The sequence below is a fragment of the Klebsiella spallanzanii genome (assembly GCF_902158555.1).
GTDB lineage: Bacteria > Pseudomonadota > Gammaproteobacteria > Enterobacterales > Enterobacteriaceae > Klebsiella > Klebsiella spallanzanii.
On record NZ_CABGGS010000034.1, the window covers coordinates 246,742 to 271,605 of the forward strand.

A 24,864-nucleotide genomic window follows, 5' to 3' on the forward strand; every position below is an offset into this window, starting at 1 on the left:
TGCATCATGAAATTATGATTATGTAAATGATAAAGATCGCGTTTTAATGAAAATAACAAAAAATAAATTTAACGATTAAAATTCAATGGGTTATACTTTTGTGATTGTTTTTCATTCAAAAGTGGCTAGGTTTTTGGCGTCAATACCTTGCGTTTTTGCATTCTGGAAATTTAAAAATATTTAAGTGAACAATTCATCAATCGAATCATGGTGTTATGGCTGTGAGGCAAACGGATATATAAGGTTTGACATTCAGTGTCAGCATGAGTAAAAGACCAAAAAGAGGGCAATTAAAGCCATTTTATTTAAAAATGTTTCCACTTGAAATAAAGCCGGACATTTACCACCTTACCTATAGCTATACGAATCAATAAGCTATGTTATTTTTCGTGGGGTTTACTGTTTTATTCGCCGGAAATGTTTCTGCAATCTCATCTGACCAGTGCATTTAACATCTTGACATGAGTTTGTTATGAGTTAGCAGAAAGGGGGAAAGCATAAGCATGTGGGGTGGCGGAAAAGATAAAATCGCGCTCAGGCTTGTTTCCACCAGCGATTGCAGGAATCTATCACTTTTCACTGATGTTTGATAACGGTTAAATATTTGACCGTTCAATTATGTTTGCTCTGTTACATATTCATTGCGTTAAAACTGAGCATAACAAAAGCAACAAATATCAAACATTCATGTTGGCACGTTAAATGTTATCCACATTGAAAGTGAGTAGTGATGCGTGGTTGGGGCGATATTGACCACTAACTTAAATCGTGCAGGTGGGTAGTTTCATGCTGCTTATCCACAGATTTAGCCTTGTGCATAATATTGACACGCATTACCGCTGGAGCCGTTTCTGTAATTAGTCAGGCCATTGCCTTTAAATCACCTCTATATAAAGGAGGTGAACTTCATGGCTTACGGGCGTCAGTTCGAAATAACCGTTAACTGCACAGATGGTGAGACGATCCACGTTACTGATGTGGACGTTGATTTCTCGTCTGTGCGCGACGATGAGAAAGAGCCAAATGAGGCTGATTTAACGTTGTGGGGTTTAACACCACAGACGCAGAACGCCATTGCTCAGGCTGGGTCAACCGTCAGTGTTGCCGCTGGCTATATGGATGAAGGAATGTTTACCCTGTTTCAGGGTGAACTTATCAGCGCCGTAACTATCAAGCCTAACGAGGTCTACGGCCTGAAAATGAAAATCTACGAAGCGCTGATTCCGTTCCGGGCCAGCGTCACATCGCGCACGTTTCGCAAAGGCCAAAGCCTTAAAGATGCTGTTTTACAGGTAGCGTCCGATATGGGGCTGGGTTGTCAGTTCTCTAAATCAGCGTCATCTCTCACCCTGGCTAAAAACGTCAGCGCTGCGGCATTGTCCCGTGATGTGCTGACCAGCCTTTGCAAGCCAGTTAATGCCAACTGGTCGCTTCAGTATCAGTCAATCATTGTCACTGCCGGTGATTCAATCCTTACAGGTGCTGCTGTTTTCTCCCCTGAAACGGGCTTGCTTGGTGCGCCACTTCTGAAGGTTCACTCCCCGAAACGCACGAAGAAAAAGAACCCTTCCGAAAAAGAGCAGATCCAGAAGAAGCACGACAAAAGCATAACTACCTATGTCTGGCCCCCGAAGGGATCACAAGTTGACTACTCAAAAGGTGCTCGCCGCCAGATGGGGGTTATTGAGGCTGTTACGTGGGAATCATTGCTTTATGGCGGGGTTGAGATTGGCGAACAGGTAGAGCTTTCTTCTCCATCAATGGGCGAAGGCTGGATGGTTATTGTGAAGAAGATTTCCCATCGCTTTAGTACCCGCGACCGTCAGGCGTGGTCATCGTCATGGGAGGGCATCATTGCATGAGAGCCGGTAGCCAGATTCAGGCCATTGTTGAGCAGGCGCTTAATTCAGCGCTTTTTTCGCTTGAGGCAACGATTGTTTCCGTCAGCGGCGGGCGGGCAACTGTCCAGCCATCCCCAAAACGCATATTCGGTGACAACTCGGAGCCGATTGCTTATCCAGCTGTTGAAAACGTTCGTTTAGTTTCGCTCGTCTGGGATAGCGGTAAGTCAGGCGTTAGCGGGCGAGTTTCTCCGGGGGATGAATGTCTCCTTATCGCGCTTTCTCACGGAGACGGCGACGAGCCAGACCATAAGACCATTTCAAACGCTATCGCTATATGTGGATTTTCAGACGTTGCCAGCCACCAGATGCCGGATGAGGCAGGGTTAAGAGTGTTCAGCGGTAGCGCCTTTATTGAATGGGATGACGGAAGCATTAAGGGCGATACCGGGCAAGGCGCAACTTTCGAGTTTACGGGCAACAAAATGACCGTTAACGCGCCGGGCGGTATCGATATGACAGCGCCAATGACAACCATAAACGGGAATTTGACGATTTCAGGATCCATCAGTCAGGGCGCAGAAGGTGGCGGCAATGCTGACTTTGGCGGCAACGTCACCATAACCGGCGATAGCAAAGCCGCTGACCACATCAGCGGCGGTAAGTCCTTCAATTCTCACACGCATAAAGAAAACGGTGAGGGCGGTCAGACCGACGCCCCGACATAAGGAAAAACCATGAAATTAAATGACCATGCGGCACAAATCGCACTTTCTAACGGTGGCTTTCTGATGGCGGGTGACTACAGCACAACCGTTAGCAAAGGCGAGATTATCAACATCACTGAGCGAACCGGGCTTGTAGTTGAGCGTGTCGAGTGCATCACCCTGATTAACGCGCCGTTGTATATGGTCATGGCGACGTGCAGGGAGAACAAAGACCAGTACATGCCATTTTACAGCGATTTGCCGTTTGAATTACCGCATCAAGCGGCGATGGCGCAAATGTTAAATGATGCAGGCGAAGGCTTTGACCTTGATGACCTGCTGGATATTGAGTCGCTGGATTCTGCTGTGACGGTCGTCCACGTTGAAAAATGGATGCACACCGAATGAACATCACAACAACTCAGTATCGACAGGGTTTAAAGGGCTGTTTCATTTCCGCAGAGAGGCCGCAGGCTGGCGACTCTCTGACGCTGGTAATGCCAACATGCAGAGGGCGGCGCATTATCCCTGTTGGCGAGGTTCAGCGTGTCGAGGCTGTAGGTACTAGCCGTTGCCTCGTATGGGTTTCAAAGCTGGCATTCGTTGAGGGGATGAATTACTGATGCTGGACATTATGCAGGATGAAAGCGGAGTCATTCTCCGAAACGGCGATTTAGTGCTGGATGGTGGCATTGATGGCATTGCACAGCAGGCAGAAATCCGCGTAGGCACTAATCGCGGCGAATGGTGGCTTGATGAAACTCAGGGGTTGCCTTGGTTGCCTGGCATTATGGCGTCACGTCTGCCAGTTTCGATTGTCTCCAACATGATTAACGCAGAGGCACGGCGCACCACTGGCGTGACTGATGCCAGAACTACAACCATCAATGACGTTAAGGGGGATTACACGATCCGCTTTGCGGTTTATGTCGGTGCCGATAGTACGGAGGTAACGAGTGGAATTAATTAATGATGGCGGCTGGCACGGTGCCAGACTGCCAGAGCTGCGCGGCGACATTTACCAGAAATTGCGCGACCTGCTGGGGGATATAAGCCCGGACGGTGATTCCCTGATTGGTCAGGTTATGGCGGTTGTCGCTGAAAATGACCTGAATATAGTGGAGGCCATCGGCTGGACGTTTGCTGGTTTTTTCATTTCATCAGGCGAAGGCATCCAGCTTGACGGTATTGGCGAAGGTTTTACCCTTCCTCGCTATGGATTAACCCGGTCATCTGCCGATGTGGTTTACCTGCTGGCTTCAGGGCAGGTAATCGCGTCTGGTGAGACTTTCACTATCTCCGGTATTTCTGGTGACTGGTCGCCATCAGGAAGCATTCAGGCCAATGGTAAAAGTGCTACCGGGGTTGTGCTGGAGGTTAAAGCTGATGCTATCACCACGGGAAATACCTTCACCATATCCATCAACGGTAAGCCATATTCAACGCAGTACCAGACGGGCGATACGTCTGATTCTATTTTATCCAGGCTTTATCCCATCATCACCGCCGCTGATACGTCAGTAACCACATATTCAACAGAATACGGGTTGTTGCTTTATGCAGCGGATGGTAAATCGCTAATCCAGTTTTCATTTTCTGATGATGTTTTTTCCATCATTCGTACCGGAATGCCCGCAACAACATGGTATGACAGCGATACGGAGTTTCCTGATGTTCGATTCGGCTATGTGGCAACAGATGACATTCTGATTCTTGCCAACGGTAGTAAAGGCTTTGAAATAGAAGATGACGAGCAATACAGAGAACGTCTTTTCGAAGCAGCGGAAGCAGGGCGAAAGAATGTCAGTGCATCAAGACCGGGCATAAAAAATGCCGTTTTAGCGGTTGCGGGTGTAAGCCACGTCACTGTTAACACCAACAGAGGCATTGAGACTGATGCTGATGGTCTTCCGGGAAAGTCTGTACAGGTGTTTGTTGCTGGTGGTGATAGCGACGCGATAGCGCAGGCGATATATGATGCGGCGGCGGCTGAGTGTGGTTTCTACGGCAACACATCGGGTACAGCCACTGACGGTACAACTACCGAAACAGTGTATTTCACTCGCCAGAGCTTCCAGCTTGTGTATGTTTCCGTTTCTGGTGATACATGGGATACAGAGACAACAGGCAAGCCCGACGATTACGAGAGCGTAGCTAAAAGCGTTATCACTGGCTATTTCTCACAGCTTGAAATGGGGCGTGACGTTTTTGCGGGGCAAATATCTGCCCGTTTGGTTACGGCTTTTCCGACGATGACGGATGTTACGGTAACTGTAGGTACTTCCGAATCCCCATCAGGGAAAACCGTACCCATAAGTAGCGGCGTTGTTGCTGTTACGGATTCTACTTCTGTGGTGGTGTCGTAATGGAGCCATCAATCAAAAAACCGGGGCAACTGGCAACTGAACGATTTACCTCAAAGGTCAGGTTACAGAGAAATATCGACCTCGTTTCCGGCATCAAGGCCAACCAGCAGGGAATGGTTGATGCACTTGGCTATCTGAAAAAGGGTTTCTCTATTACAAATTCTTCGGGCCTTTTGCTTGACGCATGGGGGGAAAGATTCGCCATCCCCCGAGAAGGCCGCGACGATGATAGCTACAGAATAGCCCTGTTGCAGGGGGCCGGAACACAATCTGTTTCGCTTCAGTCACGCCGCGCTGTAGGTGGATTCATCCAGTTAGCCTATAGCCTTACATGGTTACGACTGAACCGCGTAGGGCTGTCTACAGGTGCTATAGGCGCGGCTTTTAACCGCGTACCACTACGCGCTGTTTTCGTCCAGTGTGGCGCGATGGCTCCAGATATCGAACTACCGGAAACACTGGTTGCGGCAACCTTTGCCGGGGATATATACAGCGCTGCAACACCTCCTAACGTCAAGCTAACCCACCACGCGCCAATGTTTCCCGGTAATGCGTTTCCGGCTGTGTGGGGCGGCATCAAGTACGAGAGGACGCAAAAAACAGTGATGGCTACAGCAACTAAAGGGATCCGTGTCACCGCGACAAAGTCCCTGCTGACGAGGATAGAGGGTACGAAAACGGTTAACGGGAATGAACTTCTGGAGCCATTCAACACGCTTGTAACAGTCAAAAAGATGAAGGTGACAAATGGATAGCTGGGCCAATACTGACAAAACTTACACGGGGCAAGGCGGTGCTGATATTCCAAACAAGCAAGAGCCATCAGAAGAAATGCAGGCTACCGGGTTCGCGCCGACCTACTTTGATGTAAATGGCAATCTGGTGTTTGGTGACGGGATAAGCGCTCAGGTAATGAATTACATCCTTAATGACCTGTACAAAAAGTATCAGGAGCTTTTAGCCAGGGTAGAAGCGCCATGAATACATTTTCGACCGTTGCTCGTAATTATCCTGTAAGTGGCGGCATTTATCCGAGCAAGAAACAACCATCGGCAGCGAAACAGGCTGATGGCTTTGCGCCGACTTACATCAATGCAGGCGGAAAATTGATTGAAGGGGATCCGGTTGACGTGGCGGAGCTTAACTTCATTTTTAACGACCTGTACGCGCAGGCGGCACACATTGACCAGCTTCTTACGGCTAAGGGGAAATAATGGCATTAACACCAGATGAGCTAATTGCGATATCAGACCTTGAGAAAGCACAGATTGCAGACTCTTCTGTCGTGCCTGATTGGGTTCTTCCTGCTGAAGTCAGGGGGAGTAGTGCACCGATAAATGGCATTCCGTACCCTCAGCACACCATTGACGTATTTGGCGGGCTGCTGGCTGGCGAATGGTCACTTAAGTTTCAGAATCCGTTACAGCGCGTTGTTTGCGATCTGGAGATATTTCACGGCGAGAATGCACCAGAATCGACGCCCCCGGACTTGTCAGCATTACAGTTAACGGCGACCGGCTTTGATAAAGCTGTGATTTTTTGTCCGGCAAAAACTGTTACAGATGCAATGCCAATAAACTTTATGGGGTTGGCTGTTTCCGGCGTTACACCAGTTTACAGGCTGGGAGGCAAACGCAGATTTCTGGAGCAGTCTGGAATGGTTGTCATCCCTTTAACCGTGATTCTACTGTCAACGCAGCCGCTGACTAATCAGGAAACAAGCCGGGCTCTATCCGTGTCCCTAAAGCGCAGGAATGAGAATCAGATGACTGTAGCGCCTATTATCAGCGGGATGGTCTACAGTAACCCGTTACCATCAGCCCGAGATATCGCGCAGGCGTCGTGACCGCTGAGAAATAAAAAACGCATTTAACGACTTTGTGTCAACATTTCCCCGGTTTGTTAGCAACAATTCGGGGATTTGTCTTTTATGAAAGCGACAGCACGAAAAAAACCAGCGTTTAGAGATTTCTACGAAAATGGCATGTTTTCGCGAGTCATCGCAACCAGAACAAGTAACAACAGGTGGCAATTATGCGGAATGCACAGGAACGGCAATGCAGTGATATTCATTGAGGCAGCCAGGGGCGGGATAAGAGAGTGGTCGAGCCTGGAATATCTATCTGAATTTTGTGACTCAATCGGGGTATCACTCTGGGAAGTTCACCGGGGAAAGGTGAGAAACTGTCATCCGGCTGATGCCGAATGACAGCCTAAAAAATCTAGCTCATTTGCGTTTTTTTCTCGATGGCTTCCTCAGGGGTTAAGCCATCATCATAAAAATCAACCCACAAACCTTTGTATGATATATCGTGTCCACTTCCCGTTTCTTTTACGATATCAACTACCTTTAGATACCACTCGACAAATTCCGGCCTATCGATTCTGCGAAGATTTTCCATTGGATTATCGTCAATAAAATGCATAAATATCCTTACATTACAGGTAGTAAAGTTGCTCGACATTTCCTCTCAACACCATCAACACTTGTGAGAGTCACGGTCAATGTATCGCCAGTGCTGTTAAGTGTCCATGAAACTCTTACTCCAGTGGCGTTGTCGTCGATACCTATTCTCGCCGAAGACACATACATGCGGGAGGTGATATTAACAATTGAACGATAGTCCTCAAATTTGAAAAGAATGGGAATATCCAGGAGGTCAAATCGTTGGTCTGAAAGTCGGCATTCGATATGTAGCTTTCTCGTTACGTATGCTTCCCACTGAACAGGGCCAGATTCGTCATCAACAGGAACCTCAAGTGGAAAGCTGATAACGGTGTCTTTTACCGCTGCCAGAGTTCCGGTCTTTGAGTCAAGACAATCGCGACCAAACATGTGTTTTGATGAGCCTACATTTACATAGTCAGGCATACCCAAACACGCAGAAACAACCATGCTGGCGGATTGTTTGCGGCTTAGTGCTTTAGTGACATACCCGGATAAATCACAGCCTGTCGCGGTGAATTTGGGGGTTCCGCTACCGATCACCGAAACGCCGAATGAAGGAGATGAAACACCAGCGCCAGTATCATCAACACCGGCTCTGGTTCTGATGCCGTTGATTATAAACTCACCGGAATCGATGATTAGAAAATTCGCTGAATAATCAGAGCCAACTGGTTCATTTTTACCAGAACGGCGAACCACAGTACCAATGACGAACCAGCTTGAGCCCCCTGAAGCTACAATGCCAGCCCTGCCAGCCCGGTCACATATCTCACCAATAATGACATTATCGACTGCATTATAAGAAAAGAAATTATCGCCAGCATTCCATTCATTTCTTACGGCCATAAATGTATTACTATTTGCACCTTGCTGTAAGTTCACCCCTCTGTCATTGGCGTTTATTACGCACCCGATTAAGTTAGAGTCAATGAGATTACGGACACCATCACCGTTACCAGAAATTGAGCATCTTGTGGCAAAAAGAGTGCCAGTATAACCAGACCAGCCGAGTCCTACTGCAAAACGATAAATACCACAGCCCTCAAAACGAGTGCCATTGAATTGGGCTCCTGAGTTAGTCGAGTATAAAAGTTGAGTAGTTTTATCTCGACCGTCAAAGTTGATGTTTTTAAAGTCGTGACGACCTGTTGAGTAGAAAGGAAATTTTGCGCCAGCAGCAACGCGGATAACCACTCCGCAACCTAAAAAACTACTGTCACCAGAAATGGTGTACGGTCTGCGGCAACTCCAGCCCTGTATCGAAAACCCCAATGGAAGGGTCGCCGGGTCAGAGCCGAGTTCGAGTAAACCCAACATCCACGGAATATCCAGTACCATAACCCCATAAGCTATCGCAGCTTTTAATGCGTAATCAGCAACGACAACGCTACCAGAAACCGTCTGAAGCTTTATCCTGTCTTCTGTGGTCAAGTATTTGAAGATAGATTCACGTATTACTTCCGACAGAGGCGCATTTCCATCATTTACATAACTAGCCCCATTAGGTGAGCTTAGGTCAGCCTGAGAGCGGGGGATAACCCATTCGCTCCACGTCATTGACTGAGCGTCATAGGTTGATGTAGCGAGAATGTTTTTATCCGATATGAAGGTTCTTCGCTTTTTCTCTCCCGGATACACAGTCAGGAAACCACCTTCGGGATCTGGGGACGAAAGATTGCCTTCAGGGATTGGATAGATGCCAGACAATAAAATGCCATCAATTTCAGTATTGGTGCTGAGTGCCGATTTCATCATCAGCGCACCATAATTATTTTCGGACATAAGCACCTCATGGTTGTTAACAGGTGCGATTAGACCGAATACAAGAGGGAGGATACAGAAAGGGGGCGAGCGGTAACGCCGCCAGATGGGGCATGGCGGCGTTTAGTGAGTGTCAGGATATCAATTCAAGGCATTGGGTGTATAAATCGTCCTGAGTGCCGTTTAACGCCTCAAATACGGCTTTTCCTCCGCATGTTCCATCAGCATGAACCGGAATCAGCCAGGCATAAACCGCGCGTATTGCTGCTGGCGCTGCGTGCTGGTGGTGATGGTCACACAGTGGTAATACGCGAGCGTGTGCGCCTGCTGTTGTTCTCCCGTCGATATGATGAAGGCTGACCACATCGTTAATAATCCCGTGAACATAACAGGCAATACAGGGTAGAGCGCCGATTTTGTCCATCAGTGAGCGTTCAGCGGCGCGGGGTGTTCGGCCTTTCAATCCACGCGAGAACGGTTTATTTTTCGCCCGTTCAATATAGCGAGATTGTCGCTCCCGCTGTTTTTCATACTGAGCCTGACGCCATTCCGGGGATGCCTGTTTCTCGCGCTGGCGGGCTAAGGCCCGCTGCTGATATTCACGCTGCTTTTCAACGTGACGTTGTAACTTTTCCTGTGCGGTTTTCATGTTGAGAACCCCGCATATCAGTAAGGAAGGTCAGATTCAGGGATGTACGCCGGGATTTCATTGTTGAAGCCACCACTTTCAACATGAAGGATTAGAGTTTCGATATAGCCAGCGGTGTACGCATCGCAGCGACGCGCAATTTCATGAAGCTGTTGTAGCTTGATATCGGTGTCAGCGTTGCCCGTCGCGATTTCCTGCGCAATATCAACCTTTTGTTGCATCGCATCGACGGTGAGTTGTGCTTGTGCGGCTGTAATGGTGGTTTCGCTGGCCTCGTTATCGCCGTCAGCGCCGACGATATCCATGATGGTACGGGCAACTTTCATTTCAGGATTTGCCAGCGCTTCAAAGTTCACATCACCACGCATCAGCGCCAGCGTATAGAATTCACGACAGGCGTTATACCAGTTACGGCGGTGATAGCTTGTGTCACTGTGTACTGAGCGCATATCCAGACCATGCGACACATGAACTTCCATCTGACGCATAGCGATTTCGATTATTTCCGAATCGTGTCCCGCTTCAACGGCAGTAATAAAAGCCTCTTCATCGTCATCAAGCGGGGTGCAGTCAGGAATAAACGTCCAGGCGACTGGGGCTGACATATCGCGGGTATCATGCACATCGCTTGAATCCGCGCTGGAAATCGCAACAGAAGAAAGGGATTCTGCGATATCCATAGCAACTTCAGCGCTAACGTGTGCGCCGGTTCTGGTGTCGATAAGTTCGTCACCGTCTACCTTAAAGAATCCGTCCTGTTTGTAGAAACTCTGCCAGTGCTCATCTGTCAGGCCATAGCGCAATACAGTGTCGCGGGCCATTGCGTCATCATCTTTGGCATTGTCGCGGGAATGGATAACATCCTCTGCAACTTCTGACGGTGTACGCAGAAACGGGTTACGGGCTTTAGCCTGGGCAATTGCCGCGCTGCCAATGAATTCACCAGCCGCGACCAGCATATTCAGAATGGATTCCGGTTTAGTGCGTTCTGATTTGGTCGGCTTCCATTTGCGGCTACTGTTCAGAGAGCGGGCCTTACGGCGTTCGCGCTTACTGTCTGCCTGGTCAATATCGTCATCACCATCAGTAATATCGAGCGCCTGACGCAGACCATAGCGACGAAAATAGGTGAAGGACGCGCCGACGCGCTGGCACTCATCAAGGCGCTTATCTTCCTTGATAAAGGCCGGGAGCCGGAAAGATACTTCCGTGCTGGTTGGAATATGGATAAAGGTTGTCACCATTTCCAGCGGAAGCTCGTCACCTTTTTCAAACTCCTGTTTGAGCATCAGTCCATGCTGATAGATAGGCTCGCGTAGCATGTCCAGCAGTTGCGCCAGTGATGCAAAAGTAAAATCCAGCGTTTCGTTATAGTTGTCGCGTTCCGGGTTTTTCAGTTCGCGCACCAGATGCGCCAGCGCTTCCTGAGCGTTGGCATACTGTTTGCCGGGCGCTACATAGACTTCAGGCGCGGTCACTTCCGTTTTTTCGACTTCATTTGAGGTGTTTTTGTGAACGGGAATCATAGCAGCAGTCGCATAGCCAGCGGCTTTAAGTGCCATCATGGTATGTACTGCAAGTTCTGCGGCATCGGGGATGGTGAGTAATGTAGACATGATTTATGCTCTCTGGTTATGAGACTGAAAACCCACTTTTGAGATGGGCGGGGTGGAGCTCAAAACCGCAACCAGACGGCGGACTTATTCACAGACGGAGAGGCCTGCTATTCGTCGCACTCCACCCCATAATTCAGCACTCGCGTAGCAGTAGCTACCAGAGCATAAATTCTGGGTACAAAAAAATCACGCTGACGGGGTGATAGTCCGCTGGTTGTGGTGTTTTGAGCACCTTTATAGATCTTATTTCAACTACAAATTAGAATCAAGCCAGAATTGCGCAAAGCAAAGGATATTGGTTTGAAAACACCGACATATGCGGTCATCAAGATAAATTCAGCAGGTGAGGCCAAAGTCACAAAACAGCTAGAGGATGAAATTAGAGTTACAGCCGCAACGGCAAGCAGAGCGTGGAGAAAAGAACGAAAAAATGCCCGTTTAGCAGGTGTGCGATATTTCCGCCTTAGATGTCTTTCAGTTGATGGTGATATCTGGTGGGTAAACCCTGTACACGCAACTCTTGATGGGACGGCTTTCCACATCAACGAAGTTTTCAATTGTCGATGTTGCTTTCCTGAGTGGTTATTTTCTGAAAATGATGTTGCTAAAGCAAAGGTCGAGGTTGAAAGGCGAAAAGCAACTATTTAATTGCTAAGTATTTTATTGCTATACTTCCGCCCGGTGCTTGAGGCTGTCTGTCTCATGTCACCATGCGGCAGATAGAAGAAAGCCCCGAAGGTCAATTTTCATTAACCAACGAGGCCTCTAATCTTGCGTGACAACACGATTATAGCCTCCCAAAAGCGAAGGAGGCAACTTTGTTTTACAAAGGAGTTTTTTTGTTTATCGCGATATTTATCGCGGCGTTACTGGCGTATACCGCCCTTAACCGGACGCTTTGCGAAGCGTCCATAGGTCAGGGAGGTGTGCAGGTAGCGGCAAAGTTTGCCTACGAAGCTAAGGAGAGTCGCTAAATCAGGGCGGGGATTCGTCCCCGCCTTTCTGGTTGTCTGGCATGGCCTGAGCACCTTTAAACGCCGCTCCTTCGGGGGCGGCTTTTCTTTGGCGTTACCTCTCGCATCATCTTTTGAATCCTCAAGGTAAAAAACCATAATGGCACCTGCCACGGACAGGAAGCATTGCCTGTTACCTTTAAACCTTTGTTATTACCCTTGTGATTTCAGCCATTCCGCCCCCGGAGTGGCTTTTTTTTATTTGTACTACACGCCAGCGGTAACGCTGTTTTTGATCCTCTTCTTTCCTCGCTACGCTGCAAGCCTCACAAGGGGGGAATTGTGACAATAAAAATAAACAGGCGTGATGATGCATTTGCAAAGCTGGTGGCTGAAGCGCGGGAAGCGCCGGGGTTCAGCTATGCAAAGTCTCGCAACCGTGATTACAAGGGATTTAACGATGATTTTCAGGCTGAGAAGTTACTCAAAAATGACGACATACAGCAAGCCGTCAGCGTTTACAAAAAGCACATCATTGCGGCGGATATTGTCGGGCGTCAGGAGGCGCTAATTGACCTGTCAGCACGTTTCCGCGCGCCGGACGCAACAGCGGTAATGCTGGAATTGCAGGCGCTGGAGAAATTGCGACTAGAGCCGGAGATATTCCGTAGCCGCATGGCGGCAATTGATACCCGTGCTGTTAAAAACATCAAAAAAACAAAGCACGGATGGCAGGTTGAGGGGCTGGATAAGTCACATCTTGCGGCGCGGATCCTTACGCTTGCCGGGGTGGATATCAGCAAGCCGATAACCGACGAAGGTAAGCGCCTTGCGCGTGAAACTTTAACCGAAATTTACCGGGATATGGGCGGCGATGACGGCGATTGAGATAGCACCAGAGCATGATTTAGAGCGCCGTCGCTACTGGCTGTCAGAGAAAAAGAAAATGGCAGAGTGGCGGCGCGTCATGCGTTCGCTCACGACAAAACCGCACCGCGTTAAATGTCTGCGCGGCGGTCGTGGTTCCAGTAAGTCATGGAGGATTGCCGAAGCACTGATTCAGCTAACTGTGCGATATGACCTGCGCATTCTGTGCTTGCGTCGGGTGCAAAAATCTATCGACGCATCATCACATAAGCTACTCAGCGATACGATACGCCGTCTGGGGTATGAATCAGAATTCACAATAACTCAAAACAGTATCAAGTCTAAATCCGGTGCTGAATTCCGCTTTTTGGGCTTTCAGTCGAACCTCGACAGCATTAAATCCATTGAAGGCGTGGATATTTGCTGGGTGGAGGAAGCGCACGCGATTTCGGCTGAAGCGTGGGAAACGCTGGCCCCGACATTGCGCCGTAACGGTGCTGAACTTTGGATTACCTTCAACCCGGCTTTTGCATGGGATGAAACCTACGTCCGATACGTTCTCAATGCAGAGGATGACTGGTTTATTGAGGAGGTGAACTGGTATCACAACCCATATTTCAATTCGACGCTGGATAAAGAGCGGCTTTATACGCTGAAGTATTACCCGGACAAGTACGACAACATCTGGAACGGCGTTCCCGTCAGTGATTTACCCGGCGCTGTTGTTAACCGTGGCCATCTTGAAAAGTTAGTTGTTTCTCACGATTCGAAGCTGGCGAAAGCGTGTCGAACTGGCATTAAAACGGCTGTGCTCGATGTTGCTGATGATGGCGATGATGATTCGGTGTTGTCGTTCTTTGACGGGCGTTTTTTGTACCGTATGGAGCGATTACAGGCACGTGACACCGTTCAGCTTGCGCAACAGGCGTTAAAGATGGCGACGGAAGAAGGCTGTACCGTCCTGATTTACGACTCTGTCGGCGTTGGTTCTGGTGTTAAAGGCGAGTTAAATAAATACGAAGATTCAGAAATTGAGTTTCGTAAATTCGTCGCTCAGGGCGAAGTGTTGCGTAAAAAGTCCAGATATCGAGGCGGGAGGTCGAACGAAGATACCTTCCACAATCTGCGAGCACAGGCATGGTGGGCGTATCGGGATGCGGTCAATGACTCTGTGCGATGGATGGAGACGGGAATTATGCCACCTGATGGCCTTTTCGCTATATCTGACCAGATACCGCGTCGGTATCTCGATCGCATCCTTTCTGATTCTACTGGCGTCATGTGGGAAACCACGCCTGACGACAAAATCCTTATTGAAGCGAAGAAAAAAGTTAAAAAACGGCTGGGCGTGTCCACTGACTACGCTGACGCCATATTCCCACATCTGGTACGCATGAAATCAGGAATAATCGAATGACGAACAAAACCAGCTTGATTCCCACTGAGGGAATTTTAACGAAAGAGGGCTTGCTGCCGGCTAATTACAATGTTGATGGCTATGTCAGTATGATGACCAGCGCAGCGGCAAGCTCAAAAGGCGCGGCGGGCATGAGTTCGCCGACAGCCAACCGCATGAAGGCTCGCGCCGCAGAGGGGATGATTCCGCTGGTGGCTGCAATGACCGGGGAGCTATCCGGCATAGGCTGGCGCATTATCAGCGAACCGGTAGCTGCTGCCATGCTGAACGGATTCACAGTAGTTACTGAAAATCCTGATGATTCAAAGCGTATTCAGCAGATTTTTGACGAAATGGGAGCGTGGCAGGTAGTGGAAAATGCCGCTATTCTGAAGCGTCATCATGGATGGTCTGTGCTGGTTATGGGGGAAGAGTGGGTACGTTGCCACGGCTCGCACTGGATTACCCCGTCGAATGACTGGTTTGCAGACTATAATTCGCCTTTTTTTGGCCTGCCGGAAGGCTGGCGTATCCAGCTTAAAAGCCCCATCGGTGGCGAAGTGTTTATTGAGCAGGAGGATTCGATCCTCTTTGGCGATAAAAACTACCAGCCGATTTACGCGATGGTCGGTATCGAATTTGGCGAACCATTGTTGTGTAAGCCTTATGCAGCTTTACAGCGGCTGGGTCTTTCGCATGAGCTAATCATCAGCATACTTTCTCTTTCCGTTCAGGATATCTATAAAAAGAATGATTTAGCTGAAGACCTGAAAACGGCTAAAGGAGAGGCTACAGCGGCCCGCAGGCTTGCAGGGATAGCGGCAACCCGTCAGTTAAATGACATGGTAGCGATTGACGCAGAAGAGGAGATTAACCGTCTACAATCCACCATGACCGGAACCGCCGACCTTGTTGATATGGCTATTAAGCTGGTATGCGCTGAAACGGGTTTTCCCATAGCTATGCTGGCAGAGCGTAAAGGTGGTCTTTCCAATAGCGATACCAGCGCCGATGCACAATGGCAAAATCTTGTTTCTCATATCAACACCAATTACATCATTCCGGCCCTGAAAAAGCTGGCTTTTCGCTATACGGGGATCCGCGCTGACTTTGTGCCGAATAAATCTCAGGGACAAATAGACCGCGAGGTAGACCGGGACAAGAAACGAGCAGAAACAGCACAGCTTTACTATTCCATGCGAGCTATTACCAGCGAAGAGGCCCGCGCAACGGCGCAGGAAACCGGAGCGGTGGTTATGCTTGCGACCACTCCGCCTGCAACTGGCACCATTGATGACCAGAATAACGACGATTCGAACCAGAACAACGAGAATCTGAACCGGAATAGCACCAAAAAAGACAACGACGAGGCCAATAATGGCGAAGAGTGAACCACGTTACGACGCCGGGTATCCGCTGGCTATCGAACTGGTTTACGCTCAAAGGCTGGGCGATAACGCCCGGCTTGTTGGTAAATGGGTTCGCGATGCCTGTTTAAAGACATACAGGGCAATTGGTAAATCCGGCGCGGTACTCAATACCGATGCCGCCGATGGTAAAGATATTTCCGTTGATGACCTGCTGGGAGATTTTATCGCCGCCGCAACGGTCAAAAAAGCGCGCGTATATATAAAGAAGAAAGCCGGAAGGAATTATTCACGCATGACGCGTGAGCAGCAGGAAAGGCTTGTCCGGTCTGTTGCTCAGGAACTTTTTCCAGATGCATCAATTTTTCTTAAAGCCATTCCGTCACTGCTAAAAGATGGTGAATTTGGGGCCGTCCCAGCCTACGCATTCAGTGAAGTAAGGCGGCAGGCAGGAATCAGCCTGGCTAAAGACGTTGCCAGAGTGACCGGCTCAAAGCCAGATACCTACCTTCGTGTTATCAACCGCGCCGCTGATGAGGTTCAGGCCGCTATTGTAAATGGTCGGTTTGGCCTGACTGATGAGTATTACCAGAGCTATTACCAGCGTTTCCGCGTCGATGGCGTGAATCTTATTGACCTGAAAACAGGGCTATCAGCCACGCCAGATACTGCTGGGGCAATATCTAAACCGCTCGCCAGCTTAACGGATCCGATGAGAGCCGCGAGCACGGTTCCATCATTACCGGCTATGGAAGCGGCAAATACCCAACTTGCTAACTCGGCGGTAGACGATTTCCGGCTGATTGTTCGCGCTGCCGCCGATATTGATTTGGCACCGGGTATCAAACTGCCAACCGAAAATATGGCTGACCTGATATCCATTGATATCTATGACGGCGATAAAAAGCTGCTGGAGCAAACAGCAGACTGGCTTACGGAAAGCATGGGGCGCATGGAGAACGTCACCGATGAGGCGCTACAGCGCGGACTTAAGGTCGTTCAGCAGGGGTTACGTGAGGGGCGGGGCGTTGACTATATCGCCGATAAACTGGCAACCGAAATGGAAATTCCCTATCGGAGAGCCCGCAATGTCGCCCGCAATGAGATAGGTAATCAGGCCTGGAATCTGGAGGAAGCCAACGCCCGTATTGCCGGGATGAAAATATACCGCTGGCGGGGGATGTTAGACGAACGCGAGCGAAAATTGCATGTTGAGCGCGAAGGTAAGGCATACGAGCCGACCAGACCGCCACAGGACGGGAATCCGGGGCAACCGCATTTATGCCGCTGCTTCCCTGAATGGTTGTTCTCTGCGTCGGACGTTGAAGAAGCGGAGAAAGAAATTGCTGCAAGAAACACAGGTCAACGTTGACGCCATCAAGCAATGGGAGATAACCCCGGAAGGTTATCTCCAGATTGATATCCCTATCGCCCGTCCGGGCGTACTGGTTTATGACCGCAAGCGCGGTGATGCATTCACGGCTAAAGAGTACCGCTCAGCCGATGAATTGTTTAACCAGGACTCAATGAATACCTTAATCGGCAAGCCTGTGACGGTGTCACATCCTCGCAATGGTCTGGTGACGTCAAAAAACTACCGGGCCGTTTCTGCGGGTGTTGTTACAGCTGTTATGCGTCAGGGTGATGAACTTATTGCCCGCGCACTGGTTCAGGATGAGAAGTCCATCCGACTGATTCAGCAGGATAAAAGTTTACGGGGTGCTTCGGCGGGGTATCAGTGCGACGAAAAGCCAAAAGAAACAGGACTATCCCCGGACGGGCAAACGTTCGACACGGTGCAAAAGGGTATCAATTACAACCATTTGAGCATTGTGCGTAACCCACGGGTAAAAACTGCAACATTCAATCTGGACGGTGAACCGATGGAATTAGAAGAGGCGTTAGCCGAAATTGAAAGCCTTAAAGCGAAAAATCAGACGCTTACGGCTGATTTAAGCAAAACACAGGGCGACCTGCTGAAAGCAAATACCCGCCTTGTGAATATGGACTCAGCCAGCAATGAAGCCTACGAGCGCGGTGTTGCTGATGGTCGTCAGGAAAATGACCTGAAAGCAGCAGCTAAACGCCTGAACATCAACACCGACAGTCTGGGCGATATCAATCTGGTAAAACAGGCCATCATTCGTAAGGCAAACCCTGAAGTAAACATGGATAGCTGGACGGATGAGCAGGTGGATGTTGCGCTGTCTATGGCGCTGGTTGCCTGCGGTAAGAAGTTCGAACAAACCCCGCGTAATCCCCGCGCAGCAGTTAACACCGATGAGCAGGGTGCTCAGAAGTCAGCCCATCAGGATTATCTGGCTCGCACCTTTGGCAAAAAAGAGGCAGGCAAATAATGCAGACCACGATTAAAGACGATTTTGACGCGGGCTTGCCGGGTGATTTGGCGGTGCTGCCGTCTTTCCGTTCCTCCGCTCGCGTAACCTCCCGTCGCGCTGGTGGTGAAGTTGCGCCGGGCGATGCGGTGAAACTGACCTCCGGTAATGATTCAACCTGCGTTGCCTTACCTGATGGTGGCGATGTTACCGATGCCATCGGAATTGCTGTGACCGCGCATTCCAATATGCCAGCCACGCCGGGATTTGGTAGCAACATACGCATTGGCGTGGTCACTATCAATTGCCCGATTGGTATTGTCGAAAATGGCCCGATCCGCGTGGCGGTCAAAACGGGTGAATCTCCGAAAGTAGGTGATTTAGCTGTGCCAAAAGGCCGCAACGCCACTACCGGATATATGGAGTGGGGTGTTGCGGCATCCGGCGATAAAAGCCGCTTCCGCTTTGAAACGCCACCTCAGCGCGGTGGTACGGCAATTGTGATGGTCATTGATGGCGAACTACTCAGCGCCGGATATCCCCGCGAAGTCGCTGTAACTGGCGTTGCACTGTCGCCTAAAACCGCCTCTAAAGCCGCTGGCGCGACTCAGCAGTTTACGCCGACAGTTTCTCCGGCAGGTGCGACCAATAAAGACGTTACCTATGCATCCAGCAATGCGAACGTAGTAACAGTGGACGCATCCGGCCTTGCCACGGTGAAAAGCGGGGCAACAACCGGACAGACGGCAACCATTACGGTACGTACTGAAGACGGTGGTTTCACTGACACCGCTGTAATCACCGTTAGCTAACAGGGAAACCCCAAAAGATGAATGAGAAATATTTAGCCGCGCTTATGGCGCAGCTTTTTACCGAAGCTCAGGTAGCTGGCGCGGTGCCGGGTATCAACGTTGACGAGCAAGGGCTAATTTTTGCCCGTGACCTTATTTCCATGTCAAACGATGTTTACATGGAAGAAATGCCCGCGCCTGTCGCGTTGACTATGTTCCAGCAGGAGCCGGGAATCAACGAGGGCGCTAAGTGGGCGGGTTATCGCATGTATTCCGCGCAGGGCATGGCTAAAATCATGGCAGCATTCGGTACAGATATGCCAATGATGAGCGCCAAAGGCCGGGAATACTTCGCGCTGATGTACGATATCGGGCTGGGCTACGGCTACACCTACAGTGATGTTATGGCGGCGGCAATGTCCGGTACTCCGCTTGATAACATTCTGGCGCTCAATACCCGCGAAGCGCATGAGCGCACCGTTTCTAATCTGCTATGGCGCGGCAACAAGGAATATCAGATTATCGGCTTTATCGAACATCCGAATATTCCGCTGGTGGCGCTACAAGGTGCCTGGGCGACTTCTGACGGCGATAAGATTTGCGACGATTGCTCGGCGCTCATCGCTGCGGTAAACACCACGAAAATCTACGAGGTGAATGAATTTCACATGCCGTCTAAGGCGTGGGCGCGAATTCAGGGCTTGCGCCTGAGTGGTACGCTCGGCACGGTACTGTCATTCCTGCGTAGCTCTTACCCGGAAGTAACTTTCCGCAAAAATTCCGATCTGGATGATGACGGTATCTGTATTGCGCTGGCAAACAATCGTCGCCACTTCGCCCAGGCTACTCCTGTGCTGTTCCGTCAGTTGCCGGTTCAGCGTAGCGGGTTAGACCTGTCTATTCCGTGCCTGTCGCGCTCTGCTGGCGTTATCGTCCGTGCGCCGCTGGCTGCTGCCAAATCCTCAAAGGTGATTTAACTCATGGCTGAGAAAGATAAAGTTTTTCTGACTAACACCACTCAGGCACCGATTCACATCGGTGCAAAAAACAGTGAAGGCACCGTTATTACTATCTCAATCGCTCCGCTGGCAGCGGTCGAGGTGGACGGCGCAACACTGACCATCGGCGGCGTTAAGCAGTTTCTGGACGAAGGTCGATTAAAAGAAGTTTCAGCCGCTGAAGCCAAAAAGCTCAATAAAGAGCATGACGGCGTAGTCGATTCTGACGACGAGTAAGGAGGGAGCATGGAATACGGAAAAATGAGAATTCGTGACTTCTTGGCTGATAACTGGTCACTTTTTGAGGCGTTTTGCGCTGAAAATGGTGACGACCCTGAAGCAATCGAAAAAGTAGTAACCGACGAGTAAGGGCATAGCATGACGGTAAACGACTGGCTCGCCATTCTGCTACCGGGGGTAACACTTGATGAGGGCGCTATTAGCGCCCTTTCTTCTCAATGTGAGCGGCTTTACGACCTGCGGGCCGCTGCGGAGTACGGTTACGACATTGAGCGCCTGAAAGCGCTGTATGTTGCTGCCAATCTCGCCCCAATAGCAGTAGAAGGCATAAGCGCAAGTGTTCGCGGTGTTGCAAGTCGCCGGGAAGGGAAAGTAGCAGTGACATTCACAGAAGCCGCGCAAAAGTCTGGCTGGCAGGGTACGCAGTGGGGGCAGGAATTTTTAGAAGCAATGGGGGATTTGACAGGCGGTTGCATCCTTATCGGTCACGCATCTTAACGGGATTTTATTCTGAAAAGTGCGATTGGCCAGCCATGGCGCCCACAGTGAAATAAATGGAGATGTGCGATTTTGCAGATAAATATTCTGATATTTGAAAATGTTTAACGGAGTTTGATCCATGCGTGGAGGTGCAAAGTTTGAAACAAAGGGCTTTGACCGCGTTATCCGTCAGCGCGTGAATGCGCTGGCGGGAGTCAAGCTTACCGTTGGTATTCACAGAGGGAAAATGAATCAGGGCGTCGATGTTGCGCTGTATGGAGCCTGGAATAACTTTGGCACAAAAAACGCTATGGGATGGGAGTTAATACCAGAGCGTCCGTTTATGCGATTTGCGGCAGACAGAATAGCTGACTGGATGCGCACAGACGCTTACAAAGAGGTTCTGCGTGATGTTGCACGAGGTCGTATTACTCCGCAACAGGCTATTGCCCGCATAGGTGCGCAGGCTGTTTTGATTACCAGAAAAACAATCGCTGATTCCGCGCTTTACCGTCCTAACTCAGATATCACCATCGCCCGCAAGGGTTCAACAAAGCCGCTTATTCATAGCGGTACGCTTATTCAGACGGTCAATTACAGGGCTTTTGCATGAGACGATTAATTAATTACTGGCGTCCATTACCGATTGAGATAGTTGGCGGTATGCCACGCGAGGGATATTCAGAGCAACAATCCGCTTTCCTCAGTATGCAGCCGGTTGATGGCGGCGGTTCATTTCGGGCGTATCTAACTGGGCGCAAACCACAAGATTACATGGAAGCCATTGGCGAAACGGATTTAGAGGTTACAGAAGAGGGCGAGCATAACGGAGCTATAGTCCTGTGTGCGGGTAAATATTACGAAGTGGTGCAGAGGCAGGAGTGGCAAAACGGCGTTATTAACCACTATGAATATTTGCTATTTGGTATGAAAGAACGGGACGCGCTCGCGCTGGTGGGATAATGACTAATTATACGGTCAAATTAATGACCGTTGACGGGGAATTATCATATTCTGATTATCGCGCAGAAAAGGCGACATTCACCGCTAACGGTAACAGCAAAGATATTTTATTCACGCCATATAATTTTCGGGATCCGTCCGTAGTCAGTTCTGTTGTGCTGGATAATGGCAGCGAAACCACTATCAATATTCCGGCTGATTTCCGGCTGGATGTTGGCGATGTTGTCAAATTCCCGACTGGCACACTCAAAGAGACCGATACGCAGGCCAGACCAACAATCCTGAGCGGTGCTCCCTACGTTGCAATGGTACGGGCAAGACAGGCAATGATTGAGTTGATGGGCGATAGCCCCATTTACGCACAACAGAAAATTCCCGAGTCAAAGGATCCGTTTACTGCCGTCCATCTTCTCACGTCATCGAGAGAGCCGCAGGCATTCGCAAAGTCATGGGATGGCGATTACCGCGTTTATCACTACAACTGTGAAGCAAAAATTATCGTTATCCGGTCATCAGATGACGCACAGGCATTTCTGGAAAACTTTTTGAATCAGGTCGATTCGACTGAAGGTGATTTCTGGCAGTTCGAAAATAACTGCTGTATTGACCGCTCGGGCGATTTCGAGAATAGCTCCCCTCTAATTGATAACCTCGTTTACCAGCAGATGGCACAGGTAACGCTGTCTTTGACATTTGTGTACCAGCATTACAAACGAGAGAGTTGGATTGAAAGCGCGACGGTCACACCGTGCGATAAAGTCACTCTCGCTATCAGGGGCTATTAAATGGCGAATTTAAGTCGGCTTTTTAGTGTAAAAATTGGGCGTCAAACTACCGCCGCTCAATATGGCGTGTTTGGCGTCGGGTTAATCCTCGCGCCGGGCGCGGCATTTTTCGGGAAAAAATTTACAGATTACGAATCCGCAACCGTCGCGGATTTTGCCGATCTCTACCGGGTCTATACCAGCGCTGATGATGCCATTTCAGACGGCGTATCCGGCGATAATCTACTGGCGGTTCAGGCGTATTTCTCTCAAAGTCCGTCACCGGATACGCTGGTTGTCGGCGATTTCTCAGCCGCTTACAGCAAAACGATGATTGCCCTGACGGGGGTTCCGGTTTCCGGCGCACCGACAACCACAAAGGCCACCATTGGCTATGTGAAAGGTACGGAATATCGCTACGCCAGTTATAACGGTACTACTTGGGCCGGGAGCACTGGCGCAGCGGCTGATATCGTTGCTGATGCAACGACTACAGGTCAATTTCTGGTTGATGGTCGCATTGTCTATCTGGAAGGTGCCGAAGTCGTCCATGCTGACTCTACAGCGTTGGCTGCTGGCGTTAGTGCTGCGATTGCAGCCATCAAAAACCAGTACAACAAGTTCTTTATGTGCATGACGCCGTCGCGGAATCTGTCGATTCAAAAAGCTATTGCTGATTGGGTCGAATCGCAGATTGATAAAATGGCGGTGTTTATCGACGACTACACGTCTTCCACCTGGGCGACTGACAACATTACGAAATACCTTTTCGATAAGAATATGGCGGGTTCGTTTGCCATTTCTACGAAACTGGAAAAGAACTTCCTCGACGCTGCTATCGCCGGGCGTTGTCTTGTCATGCAACCGGGCTCAGAAACGTGGGCGCTCAAGACACTTAACGCCGTTCAAAGTGATGGATTCACCGAAACCGATTACCAGAAAATTAAGGCGCTAAACGGCAATACCTTTGAAGACTATGGTTCCGGCATCACGGTAACTTACCCCGGCACGTGTGGCGACGGAGAAGCGATTGAAGTTGTGCGTTTCTGCTACTGGCAGGCTGACCGGATGCAAAAAGACCTTGCCACGCTGCATATCAACCGCAACAAAGTGGGGCACGACATGCCGGGCTATGAACTGGTCTGTAACCAGATGGAAAGCTCGCTGAAGGCGGGCCAGACTGCTGGCGGCATCATGGAGAACTTTACCGACGATAACGGCGATTACGTCCGTGGGTTTACCGTTGTGCGTCCGACAATGTCAGAAATCAGCGCCGTGCAGCGTATCAAAGGCGATATCACCATTAAATTCTCTTTCTACCTCCGCTACGCCATTAAGCATGTTGACGCTGTTGGCACAGCAATGACTTACGGGATTTAACTATGTATTTAGGCGTAATGTCCTCTAAAGACTGGCTGATTACCGTAGGCGTTGTGCCGGTAATTGGTCTGGCTAAAGACAGCAATATCACGCTCGAAATGACGGATGACCAGATTACCGTTTCTTCCGGCATTGGCGGCGACTGGTCTTTTATCGATAATCCGACTGAAGAAGGGTCTTTGACCTTCGTCACGCAGCGAAATTCCCCGGTTAACACAGCTCTTTTTCTGATGCAGAAAACGAAGTCTGTAGTACCCGTCACGCTAACCAATACGCGCAATCTGTCGGTACACCGCATGGGTTACGCGATGTTTGCCCGTCAGCCTACTGATGGCGCAAATAATGGCGCTGGTGCTCAAACACTGGAATGGAAACTCGTTACTGGCGAGGTGGATTCGGTCATTAATGGAGTGAATATTACCTGATGGACGACTCAATCAAACACGTTGAAATCAACGGGCGTAAATTCTGCGTTATTCGAATGAGCGCTTTTGATGCCATTCACTTTAATTTGCGCGTGGCGGAGATTCTCGCCAAACACGGTATCAGCCAGGTAGAAAGTATTCTTTCTATGTCGTCGAAGATTTTCGGTGTGCTTAACCGGGAAGACCACGACGAACTGTTGTTTACCTTACTGACAAAATCCCGCGCTCAACTGGTCGATAATGGCGAGTTTCTGGATAGCTGGGACGCAGTGAATACCAATTTCACCGCGACCAATATCGCCGATGTTTATCTGGTGGCGCTGGAGTGCCTGAAGCTCTCCATTCTTCCGGTTACAGCAGGGTTAAAAAAAAATATTGGTCTGGACACAGCGGGAACGATGCAGGGAGCCATGCGGAAACTGTTCAGCGCCTTGCTGAAAACCTTGACCGAACCGTCCGCACAGAACTCGTCATCTGGCGAGTGATAGAAAGCGGCCTGATTAGCTACAGCGATG

At 49.6% G+C, this 24,864-nt stretch carries 31 protein-coding genes; 27 read left to right on the forward strand and 4 right to left on the reverse strand.

Annotated elements, in window-relative coordinates:
• Nucleotides 1–908 precede the first annotated feature (908 nt).
• The 9 genes from FN082_RS19030 (at nucleotide 909) to FN082_RS19075 (ending at nucleotide 6,760) form a co-directional block, all read left to right on the forward strand.
• On the forward strand, nucleotides 909–1,862 hold the full coding sequence (locus FN082_RS19030; protein ID WP_142982135.1) for a hypothetical protein: 954 nt from the start codon (nucleotides 909–911) through the stop codon (nucleotides 1,860–1,862).
• Nucleotides 1,859–2,569 (forward strand): phage baseplate protein, encoded by a 711-nt coding sequence (locus tag FN082_RS19035; protein ID WP_142982136.1) that lies wholly within the window; start codon nucleotides 1,859–1,861, stop codon nucleotides 2,567–2,569. The genes FN082_RS19030 and FN082_RS19035 overlap by 4 nt, the downstream gene beginning before the upstream one ends.
• A 9-nt stretch (nucleotides 2,570–2,578) precedes the next feature.
• Nucleotides 2,579–2,956, forward strand: a complete 378-nt coding sequence (locus FN082_RS19040; protein ID WP_142982137.1) for a hypothetical protein — start codon at nucleotides 2,579–2,581, stop codon at nucleotides 2,954–2,956.
• A gap of 214 nt (nucleotides 2,957–3,170) precedes the next feature.
• Nucleotides 3,171–3,518 (forward strand): hypothetical protein, encoded by a 348-nt coding sequence (locus FN082_RS19050; protein ID WP_004113032.1) that lies wholly within the window; start codon nucleotides 3,171–3,173, stop codon nucleotides 3,516–3,518.
• Nucleotides 3,505–4,914 (forward strand): baseplate J/gp47 family protein, encoded by a 1,410-nt coding sequence (locus FN082_RS19055; protein WP_142982138.1) that lies wholly within the window; start codon nucleotides 3,505–3,507, stop codon nucleotides 4,912–4,914. The genes FN082_RS19050 and FN082_RS19055 overlap by 14 nt, the downstream gene beginning before the upstream one ends.
• Nucleotides 4,914–5,669, forward strand: a complete 756-nt coding sequence (locus FN082_RS19060) for a hypothetical protein (protein ID WP_142982139.1) — start codon at nucleotides 4,914–4,916, stop codon at nucleotides 5,667–5,669. The genes FN082_RS19055 and FN082_RS19060 overlap by 1 nt, the downstream gene beginning before the upstream one ends.
• Nucleotides 5,662–5,895: a phosphoglycolate phosphatase gene (locus FN082_RS19065; RefSeq protein WP_142982140.1), complete on the forward strand. Its 234-nt coding sequence runs from the start codon at nucleotides 5,662–5,664 to the stop codon at nucleotides 5,893–5,895. Before FN082_RS19060 ends, FN082_RS19065 begins: the two co-directional genes overlap by 8 nt.
• The gene (locus FN082_RS19070) at nucleotides 5,892–6,128 is read left to right on the forward strand and encodes a hypothetical protein (RefSeq protein ID WP_096753188.1); all 237 of its coding nucleotides are present in this window, start codon (nucleotides 5,892–5,894) and stop codon (nucleotides 6,126–6,128) included. Before FN082_RS19065 ends, FN082_RS19070 begins: the two co-directional genes overlap by 4 nt.
• On the forward strand, nucleotides 6,128–6,760 hold the full coding sequence (locus FN082_RS19075) for a hypothetical protein (RefSeq protein WP_142982141.1): 633 nt from the start codon (nucleotides 6,128–6,130) through the stop codon (nucleotides 6,758–6,760). The genes FN082_RS19070 and FN082_RS19075 overlap by 1 nt, the downstream gene beginning before the upstream one ends.
• Before the next feature lie 376 nt (nucleotides 6,761–7,136).
• Here the strand turns inward: FN082_RS19075 and FN082_RS19085 are convergent, their stop codons facing one another.
• The 4 genes from FN082_RS19085 to FN082_RS19100 form a co-directional block, all read right to left on the reverse strand.
• Complete coding sequence (locus tag FN082_RS19085; RefSeq protein WP_142982143.1) at nucleotides 7,137–7,340, reverse strand: hypothetical protein; 204 nt, start codon at nucleotides 7,338–7,340, stop codon at nucleotides 7,137–7,139.
• Nucleotides 7,341–7,348: 8 nt separating this feature from the next.
• Nucleotides 7,349–9,145 (reverse strand): hypothetical protein, encoded by a 1,797-nt coding sequence (locus FN082_RS19090; protein WP_142982144.1) that lies wholly within the window; start codon nucleotides 9,143–9,145, stop codon nucleotides 7,349–7,351.
• Between the two features lie 112 nt (nucleotides 9,146–9,257).
• Nucleotides 9,258–9,773 carry a Ref family recombination enhancement nuclease gene (locus tag FN082_RS19095; protein WP_142982145.1) on the reverse strand — a complete coding sequence of 172 codons (516 nt, stop codon included), beginning with the start codon at nucleotides 9,771–9,773 and terminating at the stop codon, nucleotides 9,258–9,260.
• A 17-nt stretch (nucleotides 9,774–9,790) separates the two neighbouring features.
• The gene (locus FN082_RS19100; protein WP_142982146.1) at nucleotides 9,791–11,389 is read right to left on the reverse strand and encodes an ERF family protein; all 1,599 of its coding nucleotides are present in this window, start codon (nucleotides 11,387–11,389) and stop codon (nucleotides 9,791–9,793) included.
• A gap of 300 nt (nucleotides 11,390–11,689) precedes the next feature.
• Between FN082_RS19100 and FN082_RS19105 the strand changes: the two genes are divergently transcribed.
• The 18 genes from FN082_RS19105 to FN082_RS19185 all read left to right on the forward strand — a co-directional run bounded on the left by FN082_RS19105 (nucleotide 11,690) and on the right by FN082_RS19185 (nucleotide 24,834).
• Nucleotides 11,690–12,037 carry a hypothetical protein gene (locus FN082_RS19105; RefSeq protein WP_142982147.1) on the forward strand — a complete coding sequence of 116 codons (348 nt, stop codon included), beginning with the start codon at nucleotides 11,690–11,692 and terminating at the stop codon, nucleotides 12,035–12,037.
• A 191-nt stretch (nucleotides 12,038–12,228) separates the two neighbouring features.
• Nucleotides 12,229–12,363 (forward strand): Hok/Gef family protein, encoded by a 135-nt coding sequence (locus FN082_RS19110; RefSeq protein ID WP_196552838.1) that lies wholly within the window; start codon nucleotides 12,229–12,231, stop codon nucleotides 12,361–12,363.
• Between the two features lie 321 nt (nucleotides 12,364–12,684).
• Complete coding sequence (locus tag FN082_RS19115) at nucleotides 12,685–13,230, forward strand: hypothetical protein (protein ID WP_142982148.1); 546 nt, start codon at nucleotides 12,685–12,687, stop codon at nucleotides 13,228–13,230.
• Nucleotides 13,217–14,626, forward strand: coding sequence for a PBSX family phage terminase large subunit (locus FN082_RS19120; RefSeq protein ID WP_142982149.1), 1,410 nt, complete (start codon nucleotides 13,217–13,219; stop codon nucleotides 14,624–14,626). The genes FN082_RS19115 and FN082_RS19120 overlap by 14 nt, the downstream gene beginning before the upstream one ends.
• Nucleotides 14,623–15,996 (forward strand): anti-CBASS protein Acb1 family protein, encoded by a 1,374-nt coding sequence (locus FN082_RS19125; RefSeq protein ID WP_142982150.1) that lies wholly within the window; start codon nucleotides 14,623–14,625, stop codon nucleotides 15,994–15,996. Before FN082_RS19120 ends, FN082_RS19125 begins: the two co-directional genes overlap by 4 nt.
• Nucleotides 15,983–17,344 (forward strand): phage minor head protein, encoded by a 1,362-nt coding sequence (locus FN082_RS19130; protein WP_142982151.1) that lies wholly within the window; start codon nucleotides 15,983–15,985, stop codon nucleotides 17,342–17,344. The genes FN082_RS19125 and FN082_RS19130 overlap by 14 nt, the downstream gene beginning before the upstream one ends.
• Nucleotides 17,316–18,329: a DUF2213 domain-containing protein gene (locus FN082_RS19135; RefSeq protein ID WP_101836722.1), complete on the forward strand. Its 1,014-nt coding sequence runs from the start codon at nucleotides 17,316–17,318 to the stop codon at nucleotides 18,327–18,329. Before FN082_RS19130 ends, FN082_RS19135 begins: the two co-directional genes overlap by 29 nt.
• Nucleotides 18,329–19,120: an Ig-like domain-containing protein gene (locus FN082_RS19140; protein WP_142982152.1), complete on the forward strand. Its 792-nt coding sequence runs from the start codon at nucleotides 18,329–18,331 to the stop codon at nucleotides 19,118–19,120. The genes FN082_RS19135 and FN082_RS19140 overlap by 1 nt, the downstream gene beginning before the upstream one ends.
• Before the next feature lie 17 nt (nucleotides 19,121–19,137).
• Entirely contained in the window at nucleotides 19,138–20,076 is a 939-nt protein-coding gene (locus tag FN082_RS19145; protein ID WP_049091758.1) for a major capsid family protein, read from the forward strand.
• Nucleotides 20,077–20,079: 3 nt separating this feature from the next.
• Nucleotides 20,080–20,334: a hypothetical protein gene (locus tag FN082_RS19150; RefSeq protein ID WP_088296224.1), complete on the forward strand. Its 255-nt coding sequence runs from the start codon at nucleotides 20,080–20,082 to the stop codon at nucleotides 20,332–20,334.
• Nucleotides 20,335–20,343: 9 nt separating this feature from the next.
• The gene (locus tag FN082_RS30345) at nucleotides 20,344–20,466 is read left to right on the forward strand and encodes a hypothetical protein (RefSeq protein ID WP_268887526.1); all 123 of its coding nucleotides are present in this window, start codon (nucleotides 20,344–20,346) and stop codon (nucleotides 20,464–20,466) included.
• 9 nt (nucleotides 20,467–20,475) lie between these two features.
• A complete protein-coding gene (locus FN082_RS19155; protein WP_049091756.1) occupies nucleotides 20,476–20,835 on the forward strand; it encodes a DUF4054 domain-containing protein in 360 nt (119 codons plus the stop codon).
• Nucleotides 20,836–20,956: 121 nt separating this feature from the next.
• Complete coding sequence (locus FN082_RS19160; RefSeq protein ID WP_064353248.1) at nucleotides 20,957–21,430, forward strand: hypothetical protein; 474 nt, start codon at nucleotides 20,957–20,959, stop codon at nucleotides 21,428–21,430.
• On the forward strand, nucleotides 21,427–21,780 hold the full coding sequence (locus FN082_RS19165) for a hypothetical protein (protein WP_117102717.1): 354 nt from the start codon (nucleotides 21,427–21,429) through the stop codon (nucleotides 21,778–21,780). Before FN082_RS19160 ends, FN082_RS19165 begins: the two co-directional genes overlap by 4 nt.
• Nucleotides 21,780–22,565: a phage neck terminator protein gene (locus FN082_RS19170; RefSeq protein WP_142982153.1), complete on the forward strand. Its 786-nt coding sequence runs from the start codon at nucleotides 21,780–21,782 to the stop codon at nucleotides 22,563–22,565. Before FN082_RS19165 ends, FN082_RS19170 begins: the two co-directional genes overlap by 1 nt.
• Complete coding sequence (locus FN082_RS19175) at nucleotides 22,566–23,924, forward strand: DUF3383 family protein (protein WP_142982154.1); 1,359 nt, start codon at nucleotides 22,566–22,568, stop codon at nucleotides 23,922–23,924.
• Nucleotides 23,925–23,926: 2 nt separating this feature from the next.
• Nucleotides 23,927–24,349, forward strand: a complete 423-nt coding sequence (locus FN082_RS19180) for a phage protein (RefSeq protein WP_016808972.1) — start codon at nucleotides 23,927–23,929, stop codon at nucleotides 24,347–24,349.
• Complete coding sequence (locus FN082_RS19185; RefSeq protein ID WP_142982155.1) at nucleotides 24,349–24,834, forward strand: phage tail assembly chaperone; 486 nt, start codon at nucleotides 24,349–24,351, stop codon at nucleotides 24,832–24,834. Before FN082_RS19180 ends, FN082_RS19185 begins: the two co-directional genes overlap by 1 nt.
• The last annotated feature ends 30 nt before the right edge of the window (nucleotides 24,835–24,864 follow it).